We start from the raw sequence: 20,686 nt of genomic DNA, 5'->3' as shown, positions 1-20,686 counted from the left end.
CGCCGCTTTGCCAACTTCCAGATGAGGAGTTCAGGGTGAAACCTGTTGAACTGAAAGATTTTGCTGTAGACAAGGTGGACGATCTGAAAGCCCGGGACATCGTAGTACTGGATGTATCCGACCGCTCAGACGTTTGCGATTTTATGGTGGTGTGCACTGGCACCTCCAAAACCCACGTTCGCTCCATCGCTGAGCACCTGGTGGTTGAGGCCAAAGAGATTGGCCAGCAACCGCTGGGCGTGGAAGGTAAGGACACCGGTGAATGGGTACTGGTGGATCTCTCCTCTGTGATCGTGCACGTGATGCAGGAGCAGGTGCGGGATCTGTACCAGCTGGAAAAACTCTGGGCCGCACACCCGGGGCAGTAAATGAAACTGAAGCTGATCGCCGTGGGCACCAAGATGCCCGACTGGGTTACCAAGGGGTTCACTGAGTATCAGCGTCGCTTCCCGCGGGATCTGCCACTGGAGCTGGTGGAGATCCCGGCCGGGAAACGGGGCAAAAACGCCGACATCGATCGCATCCTGGACAAGGAAGGCGAGGCGATGCTGGCGGCCGCTAAAGGGTGCCATATTGTCACTCTGGATATCCCCGGAAAGCCATGGGATACCCCAACCCTGGCCAAACAACTGACACGTTGGCAACTGGACGGCCGTGATGTGGCCATCCTGATTGGTGGCCCGGAAGGCCTGGCGCCAGCGTGCAAAGAGGCGGCGGAACAGAGTTGGTCACTCTCCAACCTGACCCTGCCTCACCCATTGGTTCGCGTAGTCATGGCCGAGAGCCTGTACCGGGCCTGGAGCATCAATAACAACCATCCATATCATCGCGAATGAGACGTTATCGGCAACGGGTTGCCTTTCGGGATCACGCCGCAGAGTCGGCACTTTTCACACGGCGGGCGATCGTCTGCTTTGCCTTTGTCATCGTGATGTTCAGCGTTCTGCTGAGCAATCTCTATCGCGTCCAGATCGTCGACCATCAGGATTACCAGACCCGCTCAAATGACAACCGGATCCGTCTGATCCCGGTGGCCCCCAACCGCGGCCTGATCTACGACCGGAACGGCATCCTGCTGGCGGATAACCAGCCCATTTTCGCCCTGGAGGCGGTACCGGAGCGGGTGGACGATATGGACGCCAGTCTGACCGGGCTGAAAGAGGTACTGGACCTCTCCGATCAGCAGCTGGAAACCTTCCGGGAGCGCCTGAAAGGGCACCGTCGATTTAAGCCTCTGGTGTTGGTGGATCAGCTGACTGAAGCGCAAGTAGCGCACTTCAGCGTCAACCAATACCGCTTCCCCGGCTTCACCGTAGAGGCGGGCCTTAAGCGCCATTACCCCCATGGTGGCAGTCTGACGCACCTGCTCGGTTACGTGGCCCGCATCAACAGTCAGGACCAGCTTCGCCTTGAGCAGAATGGCGAAGAGGCCCGTTATGCCGCCACCCGCAGCATCGGCAAACAGGGGATTGAACGCTTCTACGAATCTCAGCTGCACGGTCAACCAGGCATGCTTGAGGTGGAAGTGAACAACCGCGGCCGTATCGTGCGGACCCTCAGCGCCCAGGCCACCGAGTCCGGCACCGATCTTCACCTGACCCTCGATCTGCCGCTGCAGAAGAAGGTCGAAGAGGTGCTGGAGGGACGACGTGGTGCCGTGGTGGCCATCGATCCAAAAACCGGTGGCATCCTCGCTATGGTGTCCAGCCCCAGTTACGACCCCAATGTCTTTGTTCGCGGGATCTCCAGCCGGGAGTACAGCGAACTGTTGAACGACGGTGACCGTCCGCTGATCAACCGCGCCACACAGGGTCAGTACGCGCCAGCGTCCACGGTAAAGCCACACCTGGCGCTGCTGGGTCTAGAGAAGGGCGTGGTGACCGAAAACACCAAGATATGGGATCCGGGCTGGTGGCAGATCCCAGGGGTGGAGCGCCGCTATCGTGACTGGAAGCGTTGGGGCCATGGCTGGGTTGACCTGAACAAGGCGATCGCCTCCTCCTGCGATACCTACTTCTACGATCTGGCCTACAAGACCGGCATCAACGACATCAGTGACTTCATGTACCAGTTCGGCTTTGGTGAACGCACCGGAGTGGACCTGATGGAGGAGTCAGCGGGCAATATGCCCACCCGTGACTGGAAGCGGATCCGCTACAAGGAGCCCTGGTACATCGGTGACACCATCTCCGTAGGGATCGGCCAGGGCTACTGGACCGCCACCCCGCTGCAGCTGGCACAATCCACCGTGATTCTGGCCAACAACGGGGTTCGTCATGTGCCCCACTTCCTGGCCGCCACAGAAACCGAAGGGGTGCGTACCGAGGCCCCCATCATCGACAAGCCGCCGATGGTGCTGGCCCGGCCGGAGTCCTGGAGAGCGATTCAGCGCTCCATGTACCTGACCGCCCACAACCCGATGGGCAGTGGTTACCGCCAGTTCAACGACGCCAAGTATAAGTCCGCCGTGAAAACCGGTACCGGCCAGGTATTCGGCCTGGCAGAAGACGCCGAATACGACGAAGACAACATCGCCGAACATCTGCGGGATAACGCCCTGTTTGTCGGCTACGCCCCCTATGACGATCCGCAGATCGTCATCTCCATTGTGCTGGAGAACGCTGGCTGGGGTGGCGCGAATGCCGGCCCGGTCGCCCGGGCCCTGTTTGATTTCTACCTGGACCCGGAAAGCCGGGAGCCAGCTCAAGAGGAGGCTGAGTGATGGTCAACGCGCCTGGAAGCCGTCCCAACCTGTGGTTCCGACTGCATCTGGACCTGCCCCTGCTGAGCGCTCTGCTGGTGCTGATGGGCTATGGTCTGCTGGTGCTCTACAGCGCCAGCGGCGAAAGCATGGCGATGCTGGACCGCCAGCTGTTCCGCATCGGCCTGGGCCTGTTCGTGATGTTTGTGCTGGCCCAGATCAATCCGGAGATCTATCGCCGCTGGGCTCTGCCCATCTTTCTGGTGGGGGTCGCACTGCTGGTGGCGGTGGACCTGTTCGGGGAGATCAACAAAGGCGCCCGACGCTGGTTGAACCTGGGCTTTATGGAGTTCCAACCCTCGGAACTGATGAAGCTCGCCTTCCCCATCACCATGGCCTGGTACATCAGTCAGTTCCCGCTGCCCCCGAAAAAGCGCTACCTGCTGGGCGGTGCCGGTCTGCTGCTGGTTCCTACTCTGCTGATTGCCGCTCAGCCTGACCTTGGCACCTCGATCCTGGTGGCCGCCTCCGGGGTGTTCGTACTCTTCCTGTCCGGCATGAGTTGGGCCGTCGTGGGGGCTTGTGTGGCCGGGGTACTGGCGTTTCTTCCGGTGCTCTGGTTCTTCCTGATGAAGGATTACCAGCGCACCCGGGTACTGACCCTGCTGGACCCGGAGAAAGACCCTCTGGGCGCGGGTTACCACATCATTCAATCGAAGATCGCCATCGGCAGTGGCGGCTTTGAGGGCAAGGGCTGGTTGCAGGGCACCCAGTCTCAGCTCGACTTCCTGCCTGAGCGTCACACCGACTTTATTTTCGCGGTGCTGGGCGAGGAGTTCGGTTACATCGGTATCGCCCTGCTGCTGGCGATCTACCTGTTCATCATTGGCCGGGGACTGGTGATTGCCAGCCGAGCCCAAACCGCTTTCGGCCGCCTTCTGGCCGGGTCCATCACTTTGACCTTTTTCGTCTACGTGTTCGTGAATATCGGCATGGTTTCCGGCTTGTTGCCGGTGGTGGGGGTTCCCCTGCCATTGGTTTCATACGGCGGTACCTCGATGCTGACATTGATGGCCGGATTTGGCATTCTGATGGCCATTCATACCCACCGGCGCTTTATCGCCCAGTAAGTAAGTGGTAACCCCATGATTGGACGCTCCCTTTTGGCTGCTGCACTTTTGTGCAGCAGCGCCGCCGCGACGGCGGACCCCAAAACCGATTTTGTTGCCGAATGGCAAGCGCAGGGATTGTCCAAGGCCTACCTCGAGCAGGCCTTCGAACAGGCCAGCCTCAGCCAGGACGTGCTGGACGCCATCCAGAAACCCTGGGAAGCCAAACCCTGGTACCAGTATTACCCCCTGTTCCTGACACCGGAACGTCTCGAAGCCGGGCTGGCTTTCTGGGACGAGCATCAGGATACCCTGGCCCGTGCCGAGGAGACCTTTGGCGTTGAGCCGGAGATCGTCGTCGCCATCATCGGTGTCGAAACCTACTACGGCCGCCACCTTGGACGTCACAAGGTGCTGGACGCCCTCTACACCCTGGGCTTCCACTATCCGCCTCGCCAAACCTTCTTCCGTAAAGAGTTTGGCCACTACCTGAAACTCGCCCAGGAACAGGGCTGGGATTTGACCGACACCAAAGGCTCCTACGCCGGAGCGATGGGATTTGGGCAGTTTATCCCCTCCTCCTACCTGGCTTACTCCGTGGATTTCGACAACGACGGTAAGCGGGACCTGATCGGCAACCCCACTGATGCCATCGGCAGTGTCGCCAACTACTTCGCCAAGCACCGCTGGCAGCATGGCCAGATCGCCATCGAGCCGGTTACCGTGGCCGCAGATGCGCCGCTGGACAAAGTGATGTGGGATGGCAAGCCGCTGAAACATGATGGCGCTGCGATGCGTTCTCATGGTGTCGCCGCGGATGCCGACGCTAAGGGACCCTTTAGCCTGGTGCAACTGGAGGTGGCCGACAAGCAGTGGCAACACTACCTGGCACACCCCAACTTCTACACCATCACCCGCTATAACCGCAGCCCGCTCTACGCGATGGCCGTGTGGCAGTTCAGCCAGCAGCTGAAAGAGGCCAGAGCCGATGATTAAGGTGCGGACCGTCGCCCCTTACGCTCTGGCCATCACGTTGGCGGCCTGCAGCAGCGCCCCCACCGAACGCTACCAGATGGCGCAGGATAAGGCCCCGGAAGGCGCGCCGGACCTGAGCCAACTGGAACCGCCCGTGCCCCGCTACGAGCCGAAAAGCCGTGGCGGCAACCGGGACTATGAGGTGTGGGGAAAGCAGTATCAGGTGCTGCCCAGTGCGGAAGGTTATGTCGAAGAGGGCACCGCGTCCTGGTATGGGGCCAAGTTTCATGGCCACCTGACCTCCAACGGCGAAACCTACGACATGTTCAGCTTCTCCGCTGCGCACCGCAGCCTGCCGCTGCCGACCTACGCCAAGGTCACCAACCTGAGCAACGGCAAAAGCCTGGTGGTGAGGGTCAATGATCGCGGCCCGTTTCATTCTGAGCGGATCATCGATCTCTCCTATGCGGCGGCCTGGCACCTCGACATTCTGAAATCGGGCACCGCACCGGTTCGGGTCGAGGCGTATCATTTCGACGGCCCGAACAGCACGGTGCCGCCACTTAAGGGCGCGCCGACGCTCTATATCCAGCTGGTGGCCAGTGGCGATGCCGACACCCTGAACACCCTGAAACCCGAACTGGAGCAGAAGCTGGGGCACCCGCTTCGGATCCAGTCCAGTGGAAACCTGCACAAGTTACAGTTGGGCCCTTTGGCGGATACGGCCACCGCCGAACAGTGGCTGAAGACGCTGCGTTCTGAGGGCTACCCCCAGGCCTTTAAGGTGGTTGAACCGGAACCCAATTGAAACTTTTGCGATGGCTCAGTGGTCTCTTGATATACTGTGCCGCTATGGACGGCTAACCGCCTCAATCCAACGAATAAATTTCACAAAAGCGTACTCACCTGACATGAATTTCGTAAAACGCACTCTTGCTACCGCCTCCGCTCTGCTGCTGTCCGCCTCCGTGACCGCTGCACCGTCCGTGATCCCCAACGCTCCGACGGTCGCCGCTGGTTCCTATGTGCTGATGGACTTCCAGACTGGTCAGGTACTGGCTGAAAGCAACGCTTACGAACAGCGTAAGCCCGCCAGCTTGACCAAGATGATGACCTCTTACGTGCTGGGTCAGGAACTCAATCGCGGCAACGTACGCGAGACCGATATGGTGAAGGTCTCCAACAACGCCTGGGCCAAGAACTTCCCTGGCTCCTCGGTCATGTGGATCGAAGTGGGCAAGGAGGTCAACCTGATGGACCTGTACCGCGGCATGGTGATCCAGTCCGGTAACGACGCCTGTGTGGCCATCGCCGAGCACGTTGCCGGTACCGAGTCCGCCTACACCGATCTGATGAACGCCTGGTCCGCTCAACTGGGCATGGCCGATACCCACTTTGCCAACGCGCATGGCCTGGACGCCACCGATCAGGTGACCACCGCCTACGACATGGCCATCCTCGGCCGTGCCATCATCCGCGACATTCCCCAGTACTACCCGCTGTACTCCGAGAAGGAGTTCACCTTCAACAACATCCGCCAGCACAACCGTAATGGCCTGCTGTGGGATCGCAGCCTCAATGTGGATGGCATGAAAACCGGCCACACCGGCGGCGCCGGCTACAACCTGGTGAGCTCCGCCACCAAAGACGGCATGCGTCTGATCGCCGTGGTGATGGGTGCCAAGAGCCCGCAGTCCCGTGAAGCAGAGAGCAAGAAGCTGCTGAACTACGGCTTCCGTTTCTTCGAGACCGTTACCCCCTACAAAGCGGGTGACGAGTTCACCAACCAGAAGATCTGGTATGGCGATAAGCCGGAAGTGCGTCTGGGCGTTCTGGAAGACACTCCGGTCACCATCTTCCGTGGCCAGTCCGACAACCTGAAAGCCAACTTTGAGTTGAGCCAGGAGCTGAAAGCGCCGCTCAACCGCGGTGATGTGGTGGGTACCGTTTACTTCCAGCTGGACGGTGAGGACATCGCCAAGTTCCCGCTGGTAGTGCTGGAAGACGTCAATGAAGGCAGCTGGTTCTCCAAACTGCTCGACTACTTCAAGCTGCTGTTCCTCTCCTGGTTCTGAACCCGGAGCCGGTAAAACGGGGTGGCCAGTGGCCACCCCGTTTTCGTTGCCGGGTCTTGAATTCTGGTACAATGAGCCCCATTAAGAGCGGTCAGAAACCGCAGTTGGAGTCCCCATGAATACCAAATTCGACGAATACCTTGATTTTCCTTGTAAGTTCCCGTTTAAGGTGCTCGGCCTGACCGACGACACTCTGGCGGATCGTGTCGTGGCCGTGCTGCAGCAGCACGCTCCGGGTGACTACATCCCGAGCGTGAAACCCTCCAGCAAAGGCACGTACATTTCAGTGAGTGTGACCACCGTGGTCACCAGCAAAGAGCACATCGAACTGCTCTACACTGAGCTGGCCGCTATCGATGGGGTTCGCGGCGTCCTGTAAAGTGTGATCCATCTGGCATTCTCACTTTGCCCGGGTATAATGCGGGCAACAGTTTCAGCCAAAGAAGTGGTCCAGATTGGTTGCCAACACCCTAATCATTCGCCATCTCGGCACTCAGCCATACGAATCCGTATGGCACGCCATGCAGAACTTCACCGACGAGCGAGATGAACAACAGCCAGATGAACTCTGGCTGGTGGAGCATCCTCCGGTGTTTACTCAAGGACAGGCAGGCAAAGCCGAGCATCTGCTGGCCACCGGTGACATTCCGGTGGTGAAAGTGGATCGCGGTGGCCAGGTTACCTATCACGGTCCTGGTCAGCTGGTGGCTTACCCGCTGCTCAACCTGCGCCGACGCAAGCTTGGTGTGCGTGAGCTGGTGACTGAGATCGAGCAAAGCCTGGTGGATATGCTGGCCCGCTACGACATCCAGGCGGCGTCCAAATGCGACGCCCCCGGCGTCTATGTGGACGAGCGCAAAGTGGCCTCTCTGGGGCTACGGATCCGCAAAGGCTGCTCTTTCCACGGCCTGGCGCTCAACGTGGACATGGATCTGTCCCCCTTCCTGCGCATTAACCCCTGTGGCTACGCCGGCCTTGAAATGGTGCAGACCGCCGCCCTGGGTGGCCCTCGCACCGTTGAGGAAGCGGCCCGCCATCTGTGTGAGATTTTCCCCCAGCGTCTGGGTTACCAGGCGATTGTAGAAAAAGAAGGATTGGATTGATGACCGAACGTCCCGAACGTCTGCAGGCGGGGGTAAAACTCCGTGATGCGGACAAGGTAGCCCGGATCCCGGTCAAGGTGATGCCCACCGAGCGGGAAGAGATGCTGCGCAAGCCGGACTGGCTGCGGATCAAACTGCCCGCTTCCAGTGAGCGAATCGATCAGGTGAAGCAAGCGATGCGCGACCATGGCCTGCACTCCGTGTGTGAAGAAGCCTCCTGCCCCAACCTGGCGGAGTGTTTCAACCACGGCACCGCCACCTTTATGATCCTTGGCGCCATCTGCACCCGCCGCTGCCCCTTCTGCGATGTGGCCCATGGCCGCCCGCTCAAGCCGGACCCGGAAGAGCCGGTCAAACTGGCCCGCACTATCCGCGACATGAAGCTGAAGTATGTGGTGATCACCTCCGTTGACCGGGATGATCTCCGTGACGGTGGCGCCCAGCACTTTGCCGACTGCATCCGTGAAATCCGCAAGCGCAACCCGGATATCAAGATTGAGATCCTGGTACCGGACTTCCGTGGCCGCATCGATCGTGCCCTGGAGATCCTGAAGGACAATCCGCCGGATGTGTTCAACCACAACCTGGAAACCGCACCGCGCCTCTATCGTGCCGCACGCCCGGGAGCCAGCTACCAGTGGTCACTGGATCTGCTGAAGAAGTTCAAGGCGATGCACCCGACGGTGCCCACCAAGTCCGGTCTGATGATGGGTCTGGGTGAAACCAACGAGGAGATCGTTGAGGTACTGAAGGATCTGCGTCGCCACAATGTCGAGATGCTGACCCTGGGCCAATACCTGCAGCCGAGCCGTCACCACCTGCCGGTGAAGCGCTACGTCTCCCCGGCAGAGTTTGATGAGATGAAAGTGGTTGCGGACGATCTGGGCTTCACCCACGCCGCCTGTGGGCCGCTGGTTCGCTCCAGCTACCACGCCGACCTTCAGGCACAGGGTAAAGAGGTTAAGTAAGAGCGCGGGACATCAGGACCGCATCTTCACGGCCGTCGGCGGTAGGGTAATAGCCCTTTCGGCGGCCATCCTCAGCAAACCCCATCTTTTGATACAGGGTCAGCGCCGCAAGGTTGCTGGCCCTGACTTCTAAGAAGCACTGTACCGCCCCCGCTTCCCTGGCCTGCTCCAGCGCCCGGGTCAGAATCTCGCGGCCAAATCCCTTTCCCTGCTGTGCCGGGTCAACGCAGATGTTCATCAGCGTCACCTCATCGAGCACTTGCTGAAACAGGTAAAACCCAACGGGTTCCTCATCGCTGGCCAGTTCCCCCCAGTAAGGGGCAGTCAGACAGGAACGCAACAGTGATTCGGACCAGGGGTAGGCGTGAGCCGTCTGTTCAATGCGCCACATCACCTCAAACGGGGCGTCAGCCGCCTTTTGAAAACTCAGAGCCATCGTTGCAGGCTCCGCCACAGTCGGCGCTTCTCATCAACCGACAGGGGTTTGTCGAGCTTGGGGGAGTAGAGGTGAGTCTGGGTGCCCGGACGGGCCGTCCCCATCACCCAGTAACGGTTCGCCGCAACCTCGCTCTCCGCCGCTGCCTGGGGGCACGCCTCCAGTTGGGTGTCGAGCAACAGCAGCAGATCGGCGGCCAGCTGGGTTTGCTGAAGCGCCTCCCGATCCGGTCGGATCAGGGCCAGGGGGACTTTTGGCCGCCGCAGAGTTAAGGGGGTAATCCCCATCTGCTCCAGCGCGGCTTGTTGTCTTGGGGTCAGTGTGGTCATAACAGAGGACAGTATCACAGCAGCACCATCTCGGCACTGGGGGAGCACCCTCGCCATCGCGACTTCGATAATCGAGTGTGCCCATTGGTTGGCTCATCATCATTGAGCGAGAGCGGGCGCCATTTTATCACCCCACCGGTACCGGGCAAGCGACAGGGGTACTCTGTCTGCCTGACACTCTCAGCGACTATAACTATCTACTGGTCTCTTGATGAAGTTGGCCCTGAGGAGTGCGTAATGACAAAAGTAATCACCACCTCCCTGCTATTGACACTGATCCTGCTGGCCTGCCCTGCTACCCGGGCCAACGAACTGGCGCTCTCGTTGTCACCCGATGACAGCATTGTGCAGTGGGGCCCCTGCCCCGCCTTCTTTCCCGAAGGCTGCGAACTGGCGGTGATCCATGGCGATCCGGCCAAGCCCAATGCTGACATCCTGTTTAAGATCCCTGGTGGCTATGCCTTTCCTCCTCACTGGCACACCTCGGCTGAGCGGATGGTGCTGGTGTCAGGCGAAATGCGGTTGACCTATGAAGGACAGGACCCCGCCACCCTGAAAACCGGCATGTACGCTTACGGCCCGGCCAAGGCGGTTCATCATGGTCAGTGCGTCAGCACAGAACCCTGTGTTCTGGTGATCGCCTTCGAGGCTCCGGTCGATGCCTTCGAGGTCACCGCATCACCATAGCCCCTTAGCCAGGGTAACATTCACTTCCCCCATTCCAGACGGCGTCTCGGGCTCCACCAATGAGTCTGAGGCGTTTTTCGATGCCGGACGGCATGCTCAGGATCCTCCCTTAACACGCCATTTTTTCAGCCTTTTCTATACTCACCTCTGACACAACATCCATTGCCGTGGGCCCGGAGGTTCAAACGATCCGCCAGCGGCAAAGATTTTCTCAGGAGGGTCCACCATGTCTGATCGCAAACCCAACCAGCAAAAAGGGCTGTATGAGCTGTATCAGAACGATCCCGACCACGCCGATGAAAAGGTGTTTGGACGCCAGAGTTATCCCGATCGCCGGGGCTTTCTGAAAGGCGCGGGGCTGGCCACCATGGCGGCAGTACTCGGGGGCGCCATCCCCTTCCACCGCTCGATGCCGGCGGGGATCATTCCGGCTGCGTTCGCCGAGGGGCTGGAAGATATGGTGATTGAGGGTAAAGATGGCCTAGTGGTGTTGAATGACCGTCCGGTCAATGCCGAAACGCCCCCTCACCTGCTGGATGACGACATCACCCCGACCGCCAGACACTTTATCCGCAATAACGGCCTCCCCCCCACGGAGGTGGATGCCGACAAGTGGACTCTCACCATCGACGGTCTGGTAGAGCAACCGATGACCCTGACTCTGGCGCAGCTCAAGTCGGAATTTGATGTGGTGACCGAAGCGCTGTTGATCGAATGTGGTGGCAATGGCCGGGCCTTTTTTGACCCCAAGGCCAAAGGCAATCAATGGACCTACGGGGCGGTCGCTTGCTCCAAATGGACCGGCGTCCGGCTCTCCGACCTGCTCAAGAAAGCGGGGGTCAAACCGGATGCGGTTTACACGGCCCATTATGGTGCTGACAAGCACCTCTCCGGCCAACCCGACAAACTGCCGATCTCCCGTGGCGTGCCGATTGAGAAAGCGATGCGCGGAGACATCCTGGTAGCCTTTGAGCAAAATGGTGAACCCTTGCACCCCATGAATGGCGCCCCGTTGCGACTGGTGGTGCCCGGCTGGCCCGGCTCCTGCTCCCAAAAATGGCTGACCCGTATCGAGATCCGGGATCAAGTGCACGATGGGCCGAAGATGACCGGCACCGCATACCGCGTTCCCAACCATCCGGTAGCCCCGGGTGAAAAGGTGGCGGAAAAGGACTTTGTGATCATTGAACGGATGCCGGTGAAATCCCTGATCACCTCTCCCCAGACCAACAGCACGGTATCGGGAAAGCAGGCCACCATTCGGGGACATGCCTGGTCTGGCGATCGCAATGTCACGAGCGTTGAAGTGTCGAAAGACTTTGGTGCCACCTGGGAAAAAGCGGCGTTGAGCCCGCCGGTAAATGCGGGCGCCTGGCAGACCTTCACCGCCAAAATCGATTTTCCGGAGGCGGGATATTACGAAATATGGGCCAAAGCGACCGATGATCAGGGGATCAGTCAGCCGTTCGCCATCGCCTGGAACCCCAAAGGGTATCTGAACAACAGTTACCACCGAATCGCGCTGATGGTGGGCTGATGCAAAAGGCACCCTTTGGCTCTCTGGCCGCGCTCTGGCTGCTCTTTTGGGGGGGCAACCTCGCTTTCGCTGAGACGATCCCCCCGCAGGCTCTGGCCTGTACCGCCTGTCATCAGACCGGGCCCGACGCCAAACCGGCCATCGGCCCCCCTCTGTGGGGACTGGCTGAGCGCGACATCGCCTCCTACCCGGCGTTCCAATACAGTGACGCGCTGAAGCAGCACCAAGGCCGATGGGACGCAGAGCGGCTGGACCGTTTTCTGTCGGCCCCCAGCGCGTTTGCCCCTGGCACCAATATGGTATTCCCCGGCTTGTCCGAGCCTGCTTCCCGAGCGGCGGTCATCACCTGGCTGGCGAGCCAGAACCCGACACCTCCGGACTGGCAGCCCATCCGGGTACCAGGCCCACCAATTAGCTTCGACCCGCTGGAGTCTGGCGAAGGTGTTGAACTGGTCGCCGGTGCCTGCTCCGGTTGCCACTCCCTGCACCTGGTGACTCAGCAGGGACTGAGCCGGGATAGCTGGCAGGAGACGCTCGAATGGATGGTGGAGGAGCAGGGAATGGCGCCGCTCTCTGAAGAGGACCTCAGGCGCGTACTCGACTACCTCTCCACACACTATGGCCTGGAGTGACCCAGAGTGTTCACTGTCCTCTCAGTTGCGATTCCAGGCGCTCCAATTGAGGATCATCAGGGCGTAACTGACGCAGCGTTGCCAGATCGGAGAGGGCCTGGGGCAGGTTCCCCAGGGTCGCATTGAGATAGACCGAAGCGTAGAGCAGATCCGGCGCCTGAGGCGCTAGCCGCAACCCCTGCTGCAACGCACCGAGCGCCTCCTCTTTTCGGCCAAGCCGATCCAGTATCAGTGCCCGGTTGTAGTGACTGCGCAGGTGGTCTGGCTGCAGAGCAATCGCCTGCTCCAGCCATCGGTTCGCCTGCTCCAATTCTCCGGACTGAGCCGCAGCCAACCCTCTGAGATAGGCCAATTGAGCTCGATCGGCAGGGGCGATATCGTCCAGCGCCAGACCCTGGTCCAAAACCGCACGCACCCTGTCAACACTGCCCTGCTGGCTCAGCAAGGTCACCAGGTTCACCCGGGCCGGGAAAAAATAGGGATCCATATTGAGCGCCGCCTCATAGTGTCCAATCGCCCCCTCGACATCACCCATTCGCGCCTCCAGAACCGCCAGGTTCAGCCGATTTCCCGGCAGGTCAGCATTCTGCCTGAGCCGCTGATGATACGCCTCAAGCTGCTGTGCAAAGCGCGGTTGCGCCTCCCCCAACCCCTGCGGCGAGGTGCCAGCCAGCGCTTTGAGTGCCTCATCCCGGACCGCCAGCATCGGGTCATCCAGCAGAGACAACAGCAAACGGACTTTGACCGCTTCAGGAGCCTCAGCAAAAATCGGAACCGCTGCCGCCCGCACCGAGGCAGAGGGATCGCGAAGCGCCGCTTCAAGATGGGGCAAAGCGTCGTTGCCGTAGAGGGGCAGCGACGCTACGGCGGTGGCTCGTACCGGCTCCGGCTGAGTCTGGTCGGTAACCAGCTCAATCAGCAGTGCCAGCGCATCAGGATCGCCGGAACGGGCGGCATTGAAGGCGGGCCCCCAGTGGGGTCGTTCGCTTCGGCGCCGTTCCCCTTTCTCAAACCAACGGACAATCCACTCGGAGGCATCACCCGGGCTCATCTCCTGATGGCAATCGGTACAGGGGTCGGGACTGCCGGTTTCCCCTCTGTCGTCCGGCCGCGGAATAAGAAAGCTGTGGTCCCGGCGCGGGTCCACCACCATGTAGGTGGTTTCCGGCATATGGCAGTTGACGCACAGGGCCCCTTCAGAGCCCGACGGATGATGATGATGGGCCTCGCTGTCATAGGAGCCAGGCCTCAGTGATACGAAGCGGGGATCCGGGCGGCTGCCGTGGCACTGGGTGCAGAGAGCATTGCCCTGCTGCTTCAGTTGGCCGCTGTGGGGGTCATGGCAATCGGTGCAGGTTACCCCCATCTGGTGCATACGACTCTGTGAGAACGAGCCATACACATAAACCTCGCCCTGGATCTGGCCATCCGGGTAATAGAACCCCTCGGTCAGCAGCGCTGGCAGGGCCACGTTCAGTAGGGGTTCCCCCATCTGATGCCCCACGCCCAGCATCTGCCGGCGACTGTGGCAGCGGGCACACTGCTGGGCCAGTTGCTGACCTGAGAGGGCGCCAAGCGCCACCGGCAAGCCGGGCGCATCTGAGGCATCGGGTAACCGCCCCTCAGCCCAGTCGATGTGTCGTTGCCCGGCACCGTGGCAACTTTGGCAGCCCACACTCAACTCCTGCCAGGTGGTGGCAAACTGGTCGGTATCGGGTTGGTAGCCTTTCTGAAGATGGGTGGAGTGGCAGTCCGCGCACATCGCATTCCAGTTCTGGTAGCGCCCCTGCCAGTGCAGCGGGTCATCCACCGAGAAGGATTGCCCCGGATAGAGTGAGAACCAGCGCTGTCCCCCCGCCGCTTTGTCACGGGAGTCCCAGGCAAGGGTCAGCGCCTGAAGGCGGCCACCGGGGCGCGTCACCAGGTATTGCTGCAAAGGCCTGTGGCCGAAGGTGTAGGCCACCTCCCAGGTGGCTTCCGGCTCATCCGGCCCCTTCAGGGTAACCAGATAGCGTTGCTCACTGCGATGAAAGCGGGCTGATACGCCCGCTTCCTCGAACTTGGCGCCTTCAAAGTCCCCCAGCACATTAGCCGGCTGAGCGGGACGCATCGCCCAGCTGTGATCCGAGCCCTGCCAGGCGTTCGCCTGTTGCTGATGGCAGCGGTCGCACGTCCCTTCAGTCGCGTACCCAGCCGCGTCGGAGGCGACACCAGGAACATCCGCCAGTACCGCCCCAGGGCAGAGCAGCACCACAGCAATAAGTCCCGACAGCGCCAGTCGCTCACGGAGCCGCTGCCGGATTCCGGGTTCAGGGGGTCTGAGGGTAGATCTGCGCCCAATCCCGGGCCATATCAATACGGACCCATCCCCGCGACTCCACCTCGTCCAACGCTTTATCCAACTTGCCGATGTGGCTGTCTCTGTCGTACGCGTACTCCCGCGTTTTATCCGTGTGATGCACCAGTACGCCAAGCCTTGGCCCCTCCCCTTCAGTGGTCCATACCAGCATCGGGTAATCACCATCGGAGTTGCCAACCGCCAATACCGGCCGTTGTCCGATCACACGCTCGATTGCCAGCGCCTTGTTCAAGCCGTCGTCCAGCCAGGCAATACCGGGCCGCTTCATCAACACCAACCGCCCATCCAGCTCTACCGCTTCAAGATTGCCGAGACTGCCTATCACCTGGTTGGGTGGGATCCCATACAGTTCGCTGGAGAACGCCCGAATAAAGTCAGAGCCTCCACCGGAAACGATGTAGACCCGGTAGCGCCGGTCCCTCAGATAGCGCAACAGCTCCAACATCGGTTGGTAAGCCATTCTGGTATAGGGCAGCCCGGTCTCGGGGTGGCGGGCTTGCGACAACCAGCGCGCTACATCCAATTGGAACTCGTCGACTGAGAGATTGGCGTGGCTGACCGCCAGAAGCTCAATCAGACTGTCCGCACCACTCTCCATGATCGCCCCCACATCGCCCGCTTTCAGTGCTTTGGCCAACGGCTCACTGAGTGTGCCCGGTTCCGCGTTGCGGGCGCGCTCCATGGCATAGGCGAACTGGACGTAGAAGGGCTGCTCTGCCCATAGGGTGCCATCGTTATCAAACACCGCTACCCGTTCAGATTCCGGCAGGTAGTTAGGGTCTCCCGGTGTTGTTGTGGTCTCCACAAACTCAGTGATGGTTGTTTTCACCGGGCCGCTTCGCCAGGAGGGCAGAGGATCAGCCCACGCCGAACAGGCAAGCCAGAGCATCACCACCCCGGCAACGACCCGTCCAATCATCATGGTCATTTCAGGTTCTCCCGGACGCTCCCCGCCTCCCCAAAAGAAAGGCGGGAAGCACCATGCCGTTTATTGTGAAGTTCCGGATGTCTCCAGTTTCTCCATCACCTTATCCAGACTGAAACTGGCGGCTTTCATCCGGGGTGGAAATTCCTCGAATGTCGCCAGGAAGCTGCCAACGTAGGCTTGTGCCGGCACCAGCATAAAGGCGTGATCCAGCAGCCAGTCATAGTAGGTGTTGGAGGTGATCTGGGCCCGCTCGAAGGGGTCCCGACGCAGGTTAAAGATGAGAGGCACCCGCAGCGGCGTAAAGGGATTGGCCCAGACCTCCAGCGTGCCGGGAGAGCGCTGCTCCATAAACAGCAGCTTCCAGTCGTCATAGCGCAGTGCCGTCAGATCACCATCATCGGAGAAGTAGAAGATCTCATGGCGTGGCGAGGACTCTGACTGGCCGGTCAGGTAGGGCAGGAAGTTATACCCGTCCAGGTGCACCTTGTAACTGCGCCCGATCGACTTAACGCCCCCTTTCACCAGCGCAGACTTGATGTCGTCGTTGCCCGCCGCCGCCAGGAAGGTGGGGATCCAGTCCATGTGGTGCATGATGGCGTTAGAGACCGAGCCTTCTTCGATTTTCCCGGGCCAACGCACCATCGCTGGTACGCGCCAGCCCCCTTCCCAGTTGGTGTTCTTTTCTCCCCGGAACGGCGTCATCCCCGCATCCGGCCAGGTGTTCATATGAGGGCCGTTGTCGGTGGAGTAAAACACGATGGTGTTATCCGCAATCCCAAGCTGATTAAGCTTCTCCAGGAACAGGCCAATGTGTCGATCATGTTCGACCATGCCGTCGGCATACTCGTCCTGACCCGAGATCCCACGCAATTCCTCCTTCACATGGGTACGGAAGTGCATCCGGGTGGCGTTCCACCAAACAAACCAGGGTTTTCCCTGTTTGGTTTCGCGCTCAATAAACTCGAGAGCGGCCGCCGCGGTTTCGTCGTCGATGGTTTCCATCCGTTTGCGGGTCAGCGGGCCGGTATCTTCGATGCGTCCATCGGCGTAGGAGTGAATCACGCCTCGGGGACCAAAAGTTTCGCGGAAGGTTTTGCCATCCGCCATTTTCATATCACCGGGGTAGTCCGGCAGCTCCGGCTCCTCCTCGGCATTCAGGTGGTAAAGGTTGCCAAAGAACTCATCAAAACCGTGGTTGGTTGGCAGATGCTCATCCCGGTCCCCCAGGTGATTCTTGCCAAACTGGCCAGTGGCATAACCTTCCGCCTTGAGCAGAACCGCCAGGGTCGGATCTTCTGTGCTCAACCCCTCCTTAGCGCCAGGCATCCCCACTTTGGATAGCCCCGTCCGAAACACACTTTGTCCGGTGATAAACGAAGAGCGCCCCGCAGTACAGGACTGCTCACCGTAGTAATCGGTGAACATCATGCCTTGTTCCGCGATGCTGTCGATATTGGGGGTTTGGTAACCCATCAACCCATGTGAATACACCGACAAATTGGTCTGGCCTATGTCATCACCCCAAAGCACCAAAATATTGGGTTTCGCTCCAGCCTCGTCGGCCTGAACTAAAAGAGAGTAAAAGGTGGCCACAATCAGCAAAACTGCCAGGCTGGCAAAGCGCCAAGCCCGGTCTACAAACGCCGCTTTGGGTTCCATTGACAGGTCTCCTTGCAGGTTGAGAGTGGGGGATTTTCAAGTAAGCGCACGAACGTGCTGTTGGAGTATAGGACAGATAGAGGATGGGCCGTCCGGCTGCCCCCTTATCAGGCACGTTGACAATCCAGGCTCGGGCGACTTTTCTTAATTCTCCGTCTGGCCTCTGATTTTTGCCGCTGGCAGGTCCCGCACCGGTGACTTGCCACCCGTCACTTCCATTTGCCCCTGCGGCTCAGGCCTCCTCAGAGCAACAGGAGAATTTCTATGTCCCTGATTTCCAGAGATGACATTCGTCATAAGTTGAATGACACCACCTTTGCGGCCCGAGACACCGCCAAGCCGCTCCCTAAGTACAAGTTTCCTCCGGAGGAGCAGTCTCCCCGGGACATTCTCCAACTGGTGGAAGATGAGCTCTATCTGGATGGCAACCCTCGCCAGAACCTGGCGACCTTCTGCCAGACCTGGGAGGAGGACGAGGTGCACCGTATCCTGGATCAGGCGATAGACCGGAATATGATCGACAAGAGCGAATACCCGCAAACGGCTGAGCTGGAGATCCGCTGTGCTCACATGTTGGCGGACCTGTGGAACGCGCCCGATCTCGCCAACTCCCTCGGTACGTCGACGGTTGGCTCTTCAGAGGCCTGCATGCTGGGTGGGATGGCAGCGAAGTGGCGTTGGCGTGCTCGCCGTAAAGCGCAAGGAAAGCCAACGGACAAGCCGAATCTTGTGTGCGGTCCGGTCCAGATCTGCTGGGTGAAGTTCTGCCGCTACTGGGACATTGAGATGCGCCAGATCCCAATGAAGCCGGGCAATTTTGGGATGGATGTGGAGCGCATGCTGGAGGCGGTGGATGAGAACACCATCTGCGTTGTCCCCACCTTTGGCGTGACCTACACCGGCCACTACGAGCAGGTAAAACCCTTGTCCGATGCGTTAGACCTGCTGCAGCAACAAACCGGGCTGGATATCGACCTGCATGTGGATGCGGCGTCCGGCGGCTTTCTAGCCCCATTCTGCACACCGGACATTGTTTGGGATTTTCGTTTACCCCGGGTCAAATCGATCAGCACCTCGGGGCACAAGTATGGGCTGGCTCCGCTTGGCGTGGGTTGGATCGTATGGCGGGACAAAGCTGAGTTGCCTGAGGACCTGATCTTCTCCGTCCCCTATTTGGGTGGGCAGGTGGGCACCTTTGCCATCAACTTCTCCCGCCCTGCCGGTCAGGTAGTGGCGCAGTATTACCTGTTTAACCGGCTTGGATTTGATGGCTATAAACGGGTTCAGGATGCGTGCTATCAGGTGGCCCAATACCTGGCAAACGAGTTGAATCGCTTTGGTCTCTTTGAGTTCATCAATACCGGGGATCCGAAGCAGGGTATCCCGGCGGTCTGCTTCCGGGTTCGGGAGGGCGAGACCCTGCCCTTCAGCCTCTATGACCTCTCTGCCAAGCTGTTAGAGCGTGGCTGGCAAGTGCCAGCATTCCAGCTGTCAGGTGAGGCTTCAGACATTGCAGTGATGCGCGTGATGGTGCGTCAGGGGGTGGATATGGATCTGGCCAGCCTGTTGATGGACGACATCCGTCGCGCCATTGAGCATTTTCAGAAGCGCCCGGTTCAGGTGCCTCTTACCCAGAGCGAAAGGGGTTCCTTCACGCACGGTTAAGTCACCTCAGTGGCGGTACGCCGCCACCATTCGCAACCCGTTGAGGGAGGGCGTATGTCAGGCTCATCTCAATCGACCAGCCAAACCGTTAAGCTGTCGGTAATGACGCTCGCGGTGATGAACATCACCGCCGTCGTCAGTTTGCGAGGTTTACCCGCCGAAGCGGAATATGGCGTCAGCTCCGCGTTCTATTACCTGTTTGCCGCCGTGTTCTTCCTGATCCCCGTAGCCATTGTTGCCGCAGAACTGGCCACCACCTGGCCTCAGAAAGGCGGCGTATTCCGCTGGGTGGGGGAGGCGTTTGGTCCCCGCATCGCGTTTCTCGCCATGGCGATGCTCTGGATCGAGGTCACCATCTGGTTTCCCACCGTACTGACCTTTGCGGCCGTGTCGCTCGCCTTTATCGGCCCGGACCAGAGTTGGGACCAGGCTCTGGCCGCCAATCAGTACTACACCGTGGCGATTGTGGTTGGGGTTTACTGGCTGGCCACGGCTATCGGTCTGTTTGGGGCCAAGGCCTTCGCCCCGGTCGCCAAGTGGGGAGGCCTGATTGGCACCATTCTTCCCGCCGGGATTCTGATTGTGATGGGCCTGACCTACTACGCCATGACCGGCCATTCCGAGATCGCGCTAAAAGCTGGTGATCTGGTACCCGACCTCAGCAACTTCAACAATCTGGTGTTAGCGGCATCCATCTTCCTGTTCTATGCCGGCATGGAGATGAACGCCATCCATGTGGGTGAGGTGGATAACCCGACCCGCAACTACCCCCTGGCGATCATGATCTCCTCCATCGCCACCGTGGCAGTGTTTGTGCTTGGCACCCTGGCGATCGCCATCATCATTCCCAAAGCCCAGATCAACCTGGTGCAGAGCCTGCTGGTTTCCTACGACGATTTCTTCCAGTTCTTTGGCGTCCCCTGGGCAGGCTCCATCATCGCTGCGATGTTGGCTTTTGGTGTACTGGGCGGCGTTACGGTCTGGGTCGCCGGGCCTTCCGCCGGTCTGCTGGAGGTGGGCCGCGCCGGCTACCTTCCGCCGTTCCTGCAGAAGACCAACTCACATGGTGCTCCGGTCACATTGATGGTGCTTCAGGCGGTACTGGTGACGATTCTGGGTCTGATGTTTGTGGTACTGCCATCGGTTGAAGCGGCTTACCAGATCCTGAGCCAGTTAACCGTGATCCTCTATCTGGTGATGTACCTGCTGATGTTTGCTGCGGCCATCTACCTGCGCCACTCTCAGCCGGACCGCCCCCGTCCCTACAGCGTGCCCGGTGGCAAAGTCGGGATGTGGTTTTTCGGCGGGCTCGGTTTTCTCGCTGCCCTGCTGGCGTTCCTGGTTTCCTTTATCCCTCCGGCACAGATATCAGTGGGCAGCCCGGCCACCTTTGTGGGGCTGCTGATCGGCGGAACACTCTTCTTCGTGGCCATCCCCTTGATCATCTATGCGTTGCGACGCCCCCATTGGCGCATGCCGGGCGCCAAATTTGAGCCCTTCAGTTGGGAGCCAAAGGAGTAGAG

Annotated in this window: 20 protein-coding genes; 15 read left to right on the top strand and 5 right to left on the bottom strand. The window is 59.8% G+C overall.

Annotated features, from left to right (window positions below; genetic code table 11):
• Window positions 1-35 precede the first annotated feature (35 nt).
• The 10 genes from rsfS to lipA all read left to right on the top strand — a co-directional run bounded on the left by rsfS (window position 36) and on the right by lipA (window position 8,931).
• Entirely contained in the window at window positions 36-368 is a 333-nt protein-coding gene (gene rsfS, locus KUV52_RS07740) for a ribosome silencing factor (RefSeq protein ID WP_222525375.1), read from the top strand.
• Window positions 369-836 carry a 23S rRNA (pseudouridine(1915)-N(3))-methyltransferase RlmH gene (rlmH, locus tag KUV52_RS07735; RefSeq protein ID WP_222525374.1) on the top strand — a complete coding sequence of 156 codons (468 nt, stop codon included), beginning with the start codon at window positions 369-371 and terminating at the stop codon, window positions 834-836. It begins immediately after the preceding gene.
• Entirely contained in the window at window positions 833-2,722 is a 1,890-nt protein-coding gene (gene mrdA / locus KUV52_RS07730) for a penicillin-binding protein 2 (RefSeq protein ID WP_222525373.1), read from the top strand. Before rlmH ends, mrdA begins: the two co-directional genes overlap by 4 nt.
• Complete coding sequence (gene rodA / locus KUV52_RS07725) at window positions 2,722-3,831, top strand: rod shape-determining protein RodA (RefSeq protein ID WP_222525372.1); 1,110 nt, start codon at window positions 2,722-2,724, stop codon at window positions 3,829-3,831. Before mrdA ends, rodA begins: the two co-directional genes overlap by 1 nt.
• Before the next feature lie 15 nt (window positions 3,832-3,846).
• Window positions 3,847-4,806 (top strand): lytic murein transglycosylase B, encoded by a 960-nt coding sequence (gene mltB / locus KUV52_RS07720; protein ID WP_222525371.1) that lies wholly within the window; start codon window positions 3,847-3,849, stop codon window positions 4,804-4,806.
• Window positions 4,799-5,593, top strand: a complete 795-nt coding sequence (locus KUV52_RS07715) for a septal ring lytic transglycosylase RlpA family protein (RefSeq protein ID WP_222525370.1) — start codon at window positions 4,799-4,801, stop codon at window positions 5,591-5,593. The genes mltB and KUV52_RS07715 overlap by 8 nt, the downstream gene beginning before the upstream one ends.
• 103 nt (window positions 5,594-5,696) lie before the next feature.
• Window positions 5,697-6,860 carry a serine hydrolase gene (locus tag KUV52_RS07710; protein ID WP_222525369.1) on the top strand — a complete coding sequence of 388 codons (1,164 nt, stop codon included), beginning with the start codon at window positions 5,697-5,699 and terminating at the stop codon, window positions 6,858-6,860.
• Between the two features lie 115 nt (window positions 6,861-6,975).
• Complete coding sequence (ybeD, locus tag KUV52_RS07705) at window positions 6,976-7,239, top strand: DUF493 family protein YbeD (protein ID WP_222525368.1); 264 nt, start codon at window positions 6,976-6,978, stop codon at window positions 7,237-7,239.
• Between the two features lie 76 nt (window positions 7,240-7,315).
• Window positions 7,316-7,963 carry a lipoyl(octanoyl) transferase LipB gene (gene lipB, locus KUV52_RS07700; RefSeq protein WP_222525367.1) on the top strand — a complete coding sequence of 216 codons (648 nt, stop codon included), beginning with the start codon at window positions 7,316-7,318 and terminating at the stop codon, window positions 7,961-7,963.
• A complete protein-coding gene (gene lipA, locus KUV52_RS07695) occupies window positions 7,963-8,931 on the top strand; it encodes a lipoyl synthase (protein WP_222525366.1) in 969 nt (322 codons plus the stop codon). The genes lipB and lipA overlap by 1 nt, the downstream gene beginning before the upstream one ends.
• Here lipA and rimI read toward each other — a convergent pair.
• Complete coding sequence (gene rimI, locus KUV52_RS07690) at window positions 8,924-9,367, bottom strand: ribosomal protein S18-alanine N-acetyltransferase (RefSeq protein ID WP_222525365.1); 444 nt, start codon at window positions 9,365-9,367, stop codon at window positions 8,924-8,926. The two genes, lipA and rimI, sit on opposite strands and share 8 nt — an antisense overlap.
• Window positions 9,358-9,714: a hypothetical protein gene (locus tag KUV52_RS07685; protein ID WP_222525364.1), complete on the bottom strand. Its 357-nt coding sequence runs from the start codon at window positions 9,712-9,714 to the stop codon at window positions 9,358-9,360. The genes rimI and KUV52_RS07685 overlap by 10 nt, the downstream gene beginning before the upstream one ends.
• A 219-nt stretch (window positions 9,715-9,933) precedes the next feature.
• Here KUV52_RS07685 and KUV52_RS07680 point away from each other — a divergent pair, with 219 nt between their 5' ends.
• The 3 genes from KUV52_RS07680 to KUV52_RS07670 all read left to right on the top strand — a co-directional run bounded on the left by KUV52_RS07680 (window position 9,934) and on the right by KUV52_RS07670 (window position 12,552).
• The gene (locus KUV52_RS07680) at window positions 9,934-10,383 is read left to right on the top strand and encodes a cupin domain-containing protein (protein WP_222525363.1); all 450 of its coding nucleotides are present in this window, start codon (window positions 9,934-9,936) and stop codon (window positions 10,381-10,383) included.
• A 226-nt stretch (window positions 10,384-10,609) separates the two neighbouring features.
• Window positions 10,610-11,920: a molybdopterin-dependent oxidoreductase gene (locus KUV52_RS07675; protein ID WP_222525362.1), complete on the top strand. Its 1,311-nt coding sequence runs from the start codon at window positions 10,610-10,612 to the stop codon at window positions 11,918-11,920.
• Window positions 11,920-12,552: a c-type cytochrome gene (locus KUV52_RS07670; protein WP_222525361.1), complete on the top strand. Its 633-nt coding sequence runs from the start codon at window positions 11,920-11,922 to the stop codon at window positions 12,550-12,552. Before KUV52_RS07675 ends, KUV52_RS07670 begins: the two co-directional genes overlap by 1 nt.
• A gap of 10 nt (window positions 12,553-12,562) precedes the next feature.
• On the opposite strand, the gene KUV52_RS07665 is transcribed toward KUV52_RS07670, so the two are convergent.
• From KUV52_RS07665 to KUV52_RS07655, 3 genes are read right to left on the bottom strand one after another with little or no spacing between them, the layout of a single operon-like run.
• Window positions 12,563-14,806 carry a tetratricopeptide repeat protein gene (locus KUV52_RS07665; RefSeq protein WP_315900172.1) on the bottom strand — a complete coding sequence of 748 codons (2,244 nt, stop codon included), beginning with the start codon at window positions 14,804-14,806 and terminating at the stop codon, window positions 12,563-12,565.
• Window positions 14,807-14,861: 55 nt separating this feature from the next.
• Window positions 14,862-15,839, bottom strand: coding sequence for an HAD family hydrolase (locus KUV52_RS07660; protein WP_222525360.1), 978 nt, complete (start codon window positions 15,837-15,839; stop codon window positions 14,862-14,864).
• Window positions 15,840-15,899: 60 nt separating this feature from the next.
• Entirely contained in the window at window positions 15,900-17,498 is a 1,599-nt protein-coding gene (locus KUV52_RS07655; protein ID WP_222525359.1) for an arylsulfatase, read from the bottom strand.
• Window positions 17,499-17,762: 264 nt separating this feature from the next.
• Here KUV52_RS07655 and KUV52_RS07650 point away from each other — a divergent pair, with 264 nt between their 5' ends.
• Window positions 17,763-19,163 carry a glutamate decarboxylase gene (locus KUV52_RS07650; protein WP_222525358.1) on the top strand — a complete coding sequence of 467 codons (1,401 nt, stop codon included), beginning with the start codon at window positions 17,763-17,765 and terminating at the stop codon, window positions 19,161-19,163.
• A gap of 54 nt (window positions 19,164-19,217) precedes the next feature.
• Window positions 19,218-20,684 (top strand): putative glutamine/gamma-aminobutyrate antiporter GadC, encoded by a 1,467-nt coding sequence (gene gadC / locus KUV52_RS07645; protein WP_222525357.1) that lies wholly within the window; start codon window positions 19,218-19,220, stop codon window positions 20,682-20,684.
• Window positions 20,685-20,686: the final 2 nt, after the last annotated feature.

It is taken from the genome of Ferrimonas balearica, assembly GCF_019802055.1.
Taxonomy (GTDB): domain Bacteria; phylum Pseudomonadota; class Gammaproteobacteria; order Enterobacterales; family Shewanellaceae; genus Ferrimonas; species Ferrimonas balearica_A.
This window is presented reverse-complemented; position numbering and strand designations above follow the sequence as displayed.

Coding starts and splice junctions, on each gene's coding strand:
- gadC (WP_222525357.1), top strand. CDS start 19,218: ATGTCAGGCTCATCTCAATCGACCAGCCAAACCGTTAAGCTGTCGGTA.
- rodA (WP_222525372.1), top strand. CDS start 2,722: ATGGTCAACGCGCCTGGAAGCCGTCCCAACCTGTGGTTCCGACTGCAT.
- rimI (WP_222525365.1), bottom strand. CDS start 9,367: ATGGCTCTGAGTTTTCAAAAGGCGGCTGACGCCCCGTTTGAGGTGATG.
- KUV52_RS07670 (WP_222525361.1), top strand. CDS start 11,920: ATGCAAAAGGCACCCTTTGGCTCTCTGGCCGCGCTCTGGCTGCTCTTT.
- mrdA (WP_222525373.1), top strand. CDS start 833: ATGAGACGTTATCGGCAACGGGTTGCCTTTCGGGATCACGCCGCAGAG.
- KUV52_RS07715 (WP_222525370.1), top strand. CDS start 4,799: ATGATTAAGGTGCGGACCGTCGCCCCTTACGCTCTGGCCATCACGTTG.
- lipA (WP_222525366.1), top strand. CDS start 7,963: ATGACCGAACGTCCCGAACGTCTGCAGGCGGGGGTAAAACTCCGTGAT.
- KUV52_RS07675 (WP_222525362.1), top strand. CDS start 10,610: ATGTCTGATCGCAAACCCAACCAGCAAAAAGGGCTGTATGAGCTGTAT.
- KUV52_RS07650 (WP_222525358.1), top strand. CDS start 17,763: ATGTCCCTGATTTCCAGAGATGACATTCGTCATAAGTTGAATGACACC.
- KUV52_RS07710 (WP_222525369.1), top strand. CDS start 5,697: ATGAATTTCGTAAAACGCACTCTTGCTACCGCCTCCGCTCTGCTGCTG.
- rlmH (WP_222525374.1), top strand. CDS start 369: ATGAAACTGAAGCTGATCGCCGTGGGCACCAAGATGCCCGACTGGGTT.
- KUV52_RS07660 (WP_222525360.1), bottom strand. CDS start 15,839: ATGACCATGATGATTGGACGGGTCGTTGCCGGGGTGGTGATGCTCTGG.
- KUV52_RS07655 (WP_222525359.1), bottom strand. CDS start 17,498: ATGGAACCCAAAGCGGCGTTTGTAGACCGGGCTTGGCGCTTTGCCAGC.
- KUV52_RS07680 (WP_222525363.1), top strand. CDS start 9,934: ATGACAAAAGTAATCACCACCTCCCTGCTATTGACACTGATCCTGCTG.
- ybeD (WP_222525368.1), top strand. CDS start 6,976: ATGAATACCAAATTCGACGAATACCTTGATTTTCCTTGTAAGTTCCCG.
- mltB (WP_222525371.1), top strand. CDS start 3,847: ATGATTGGACGCTCCCTTTTGGCTGCTGCACTTTTGTGCAGCAGCGCC.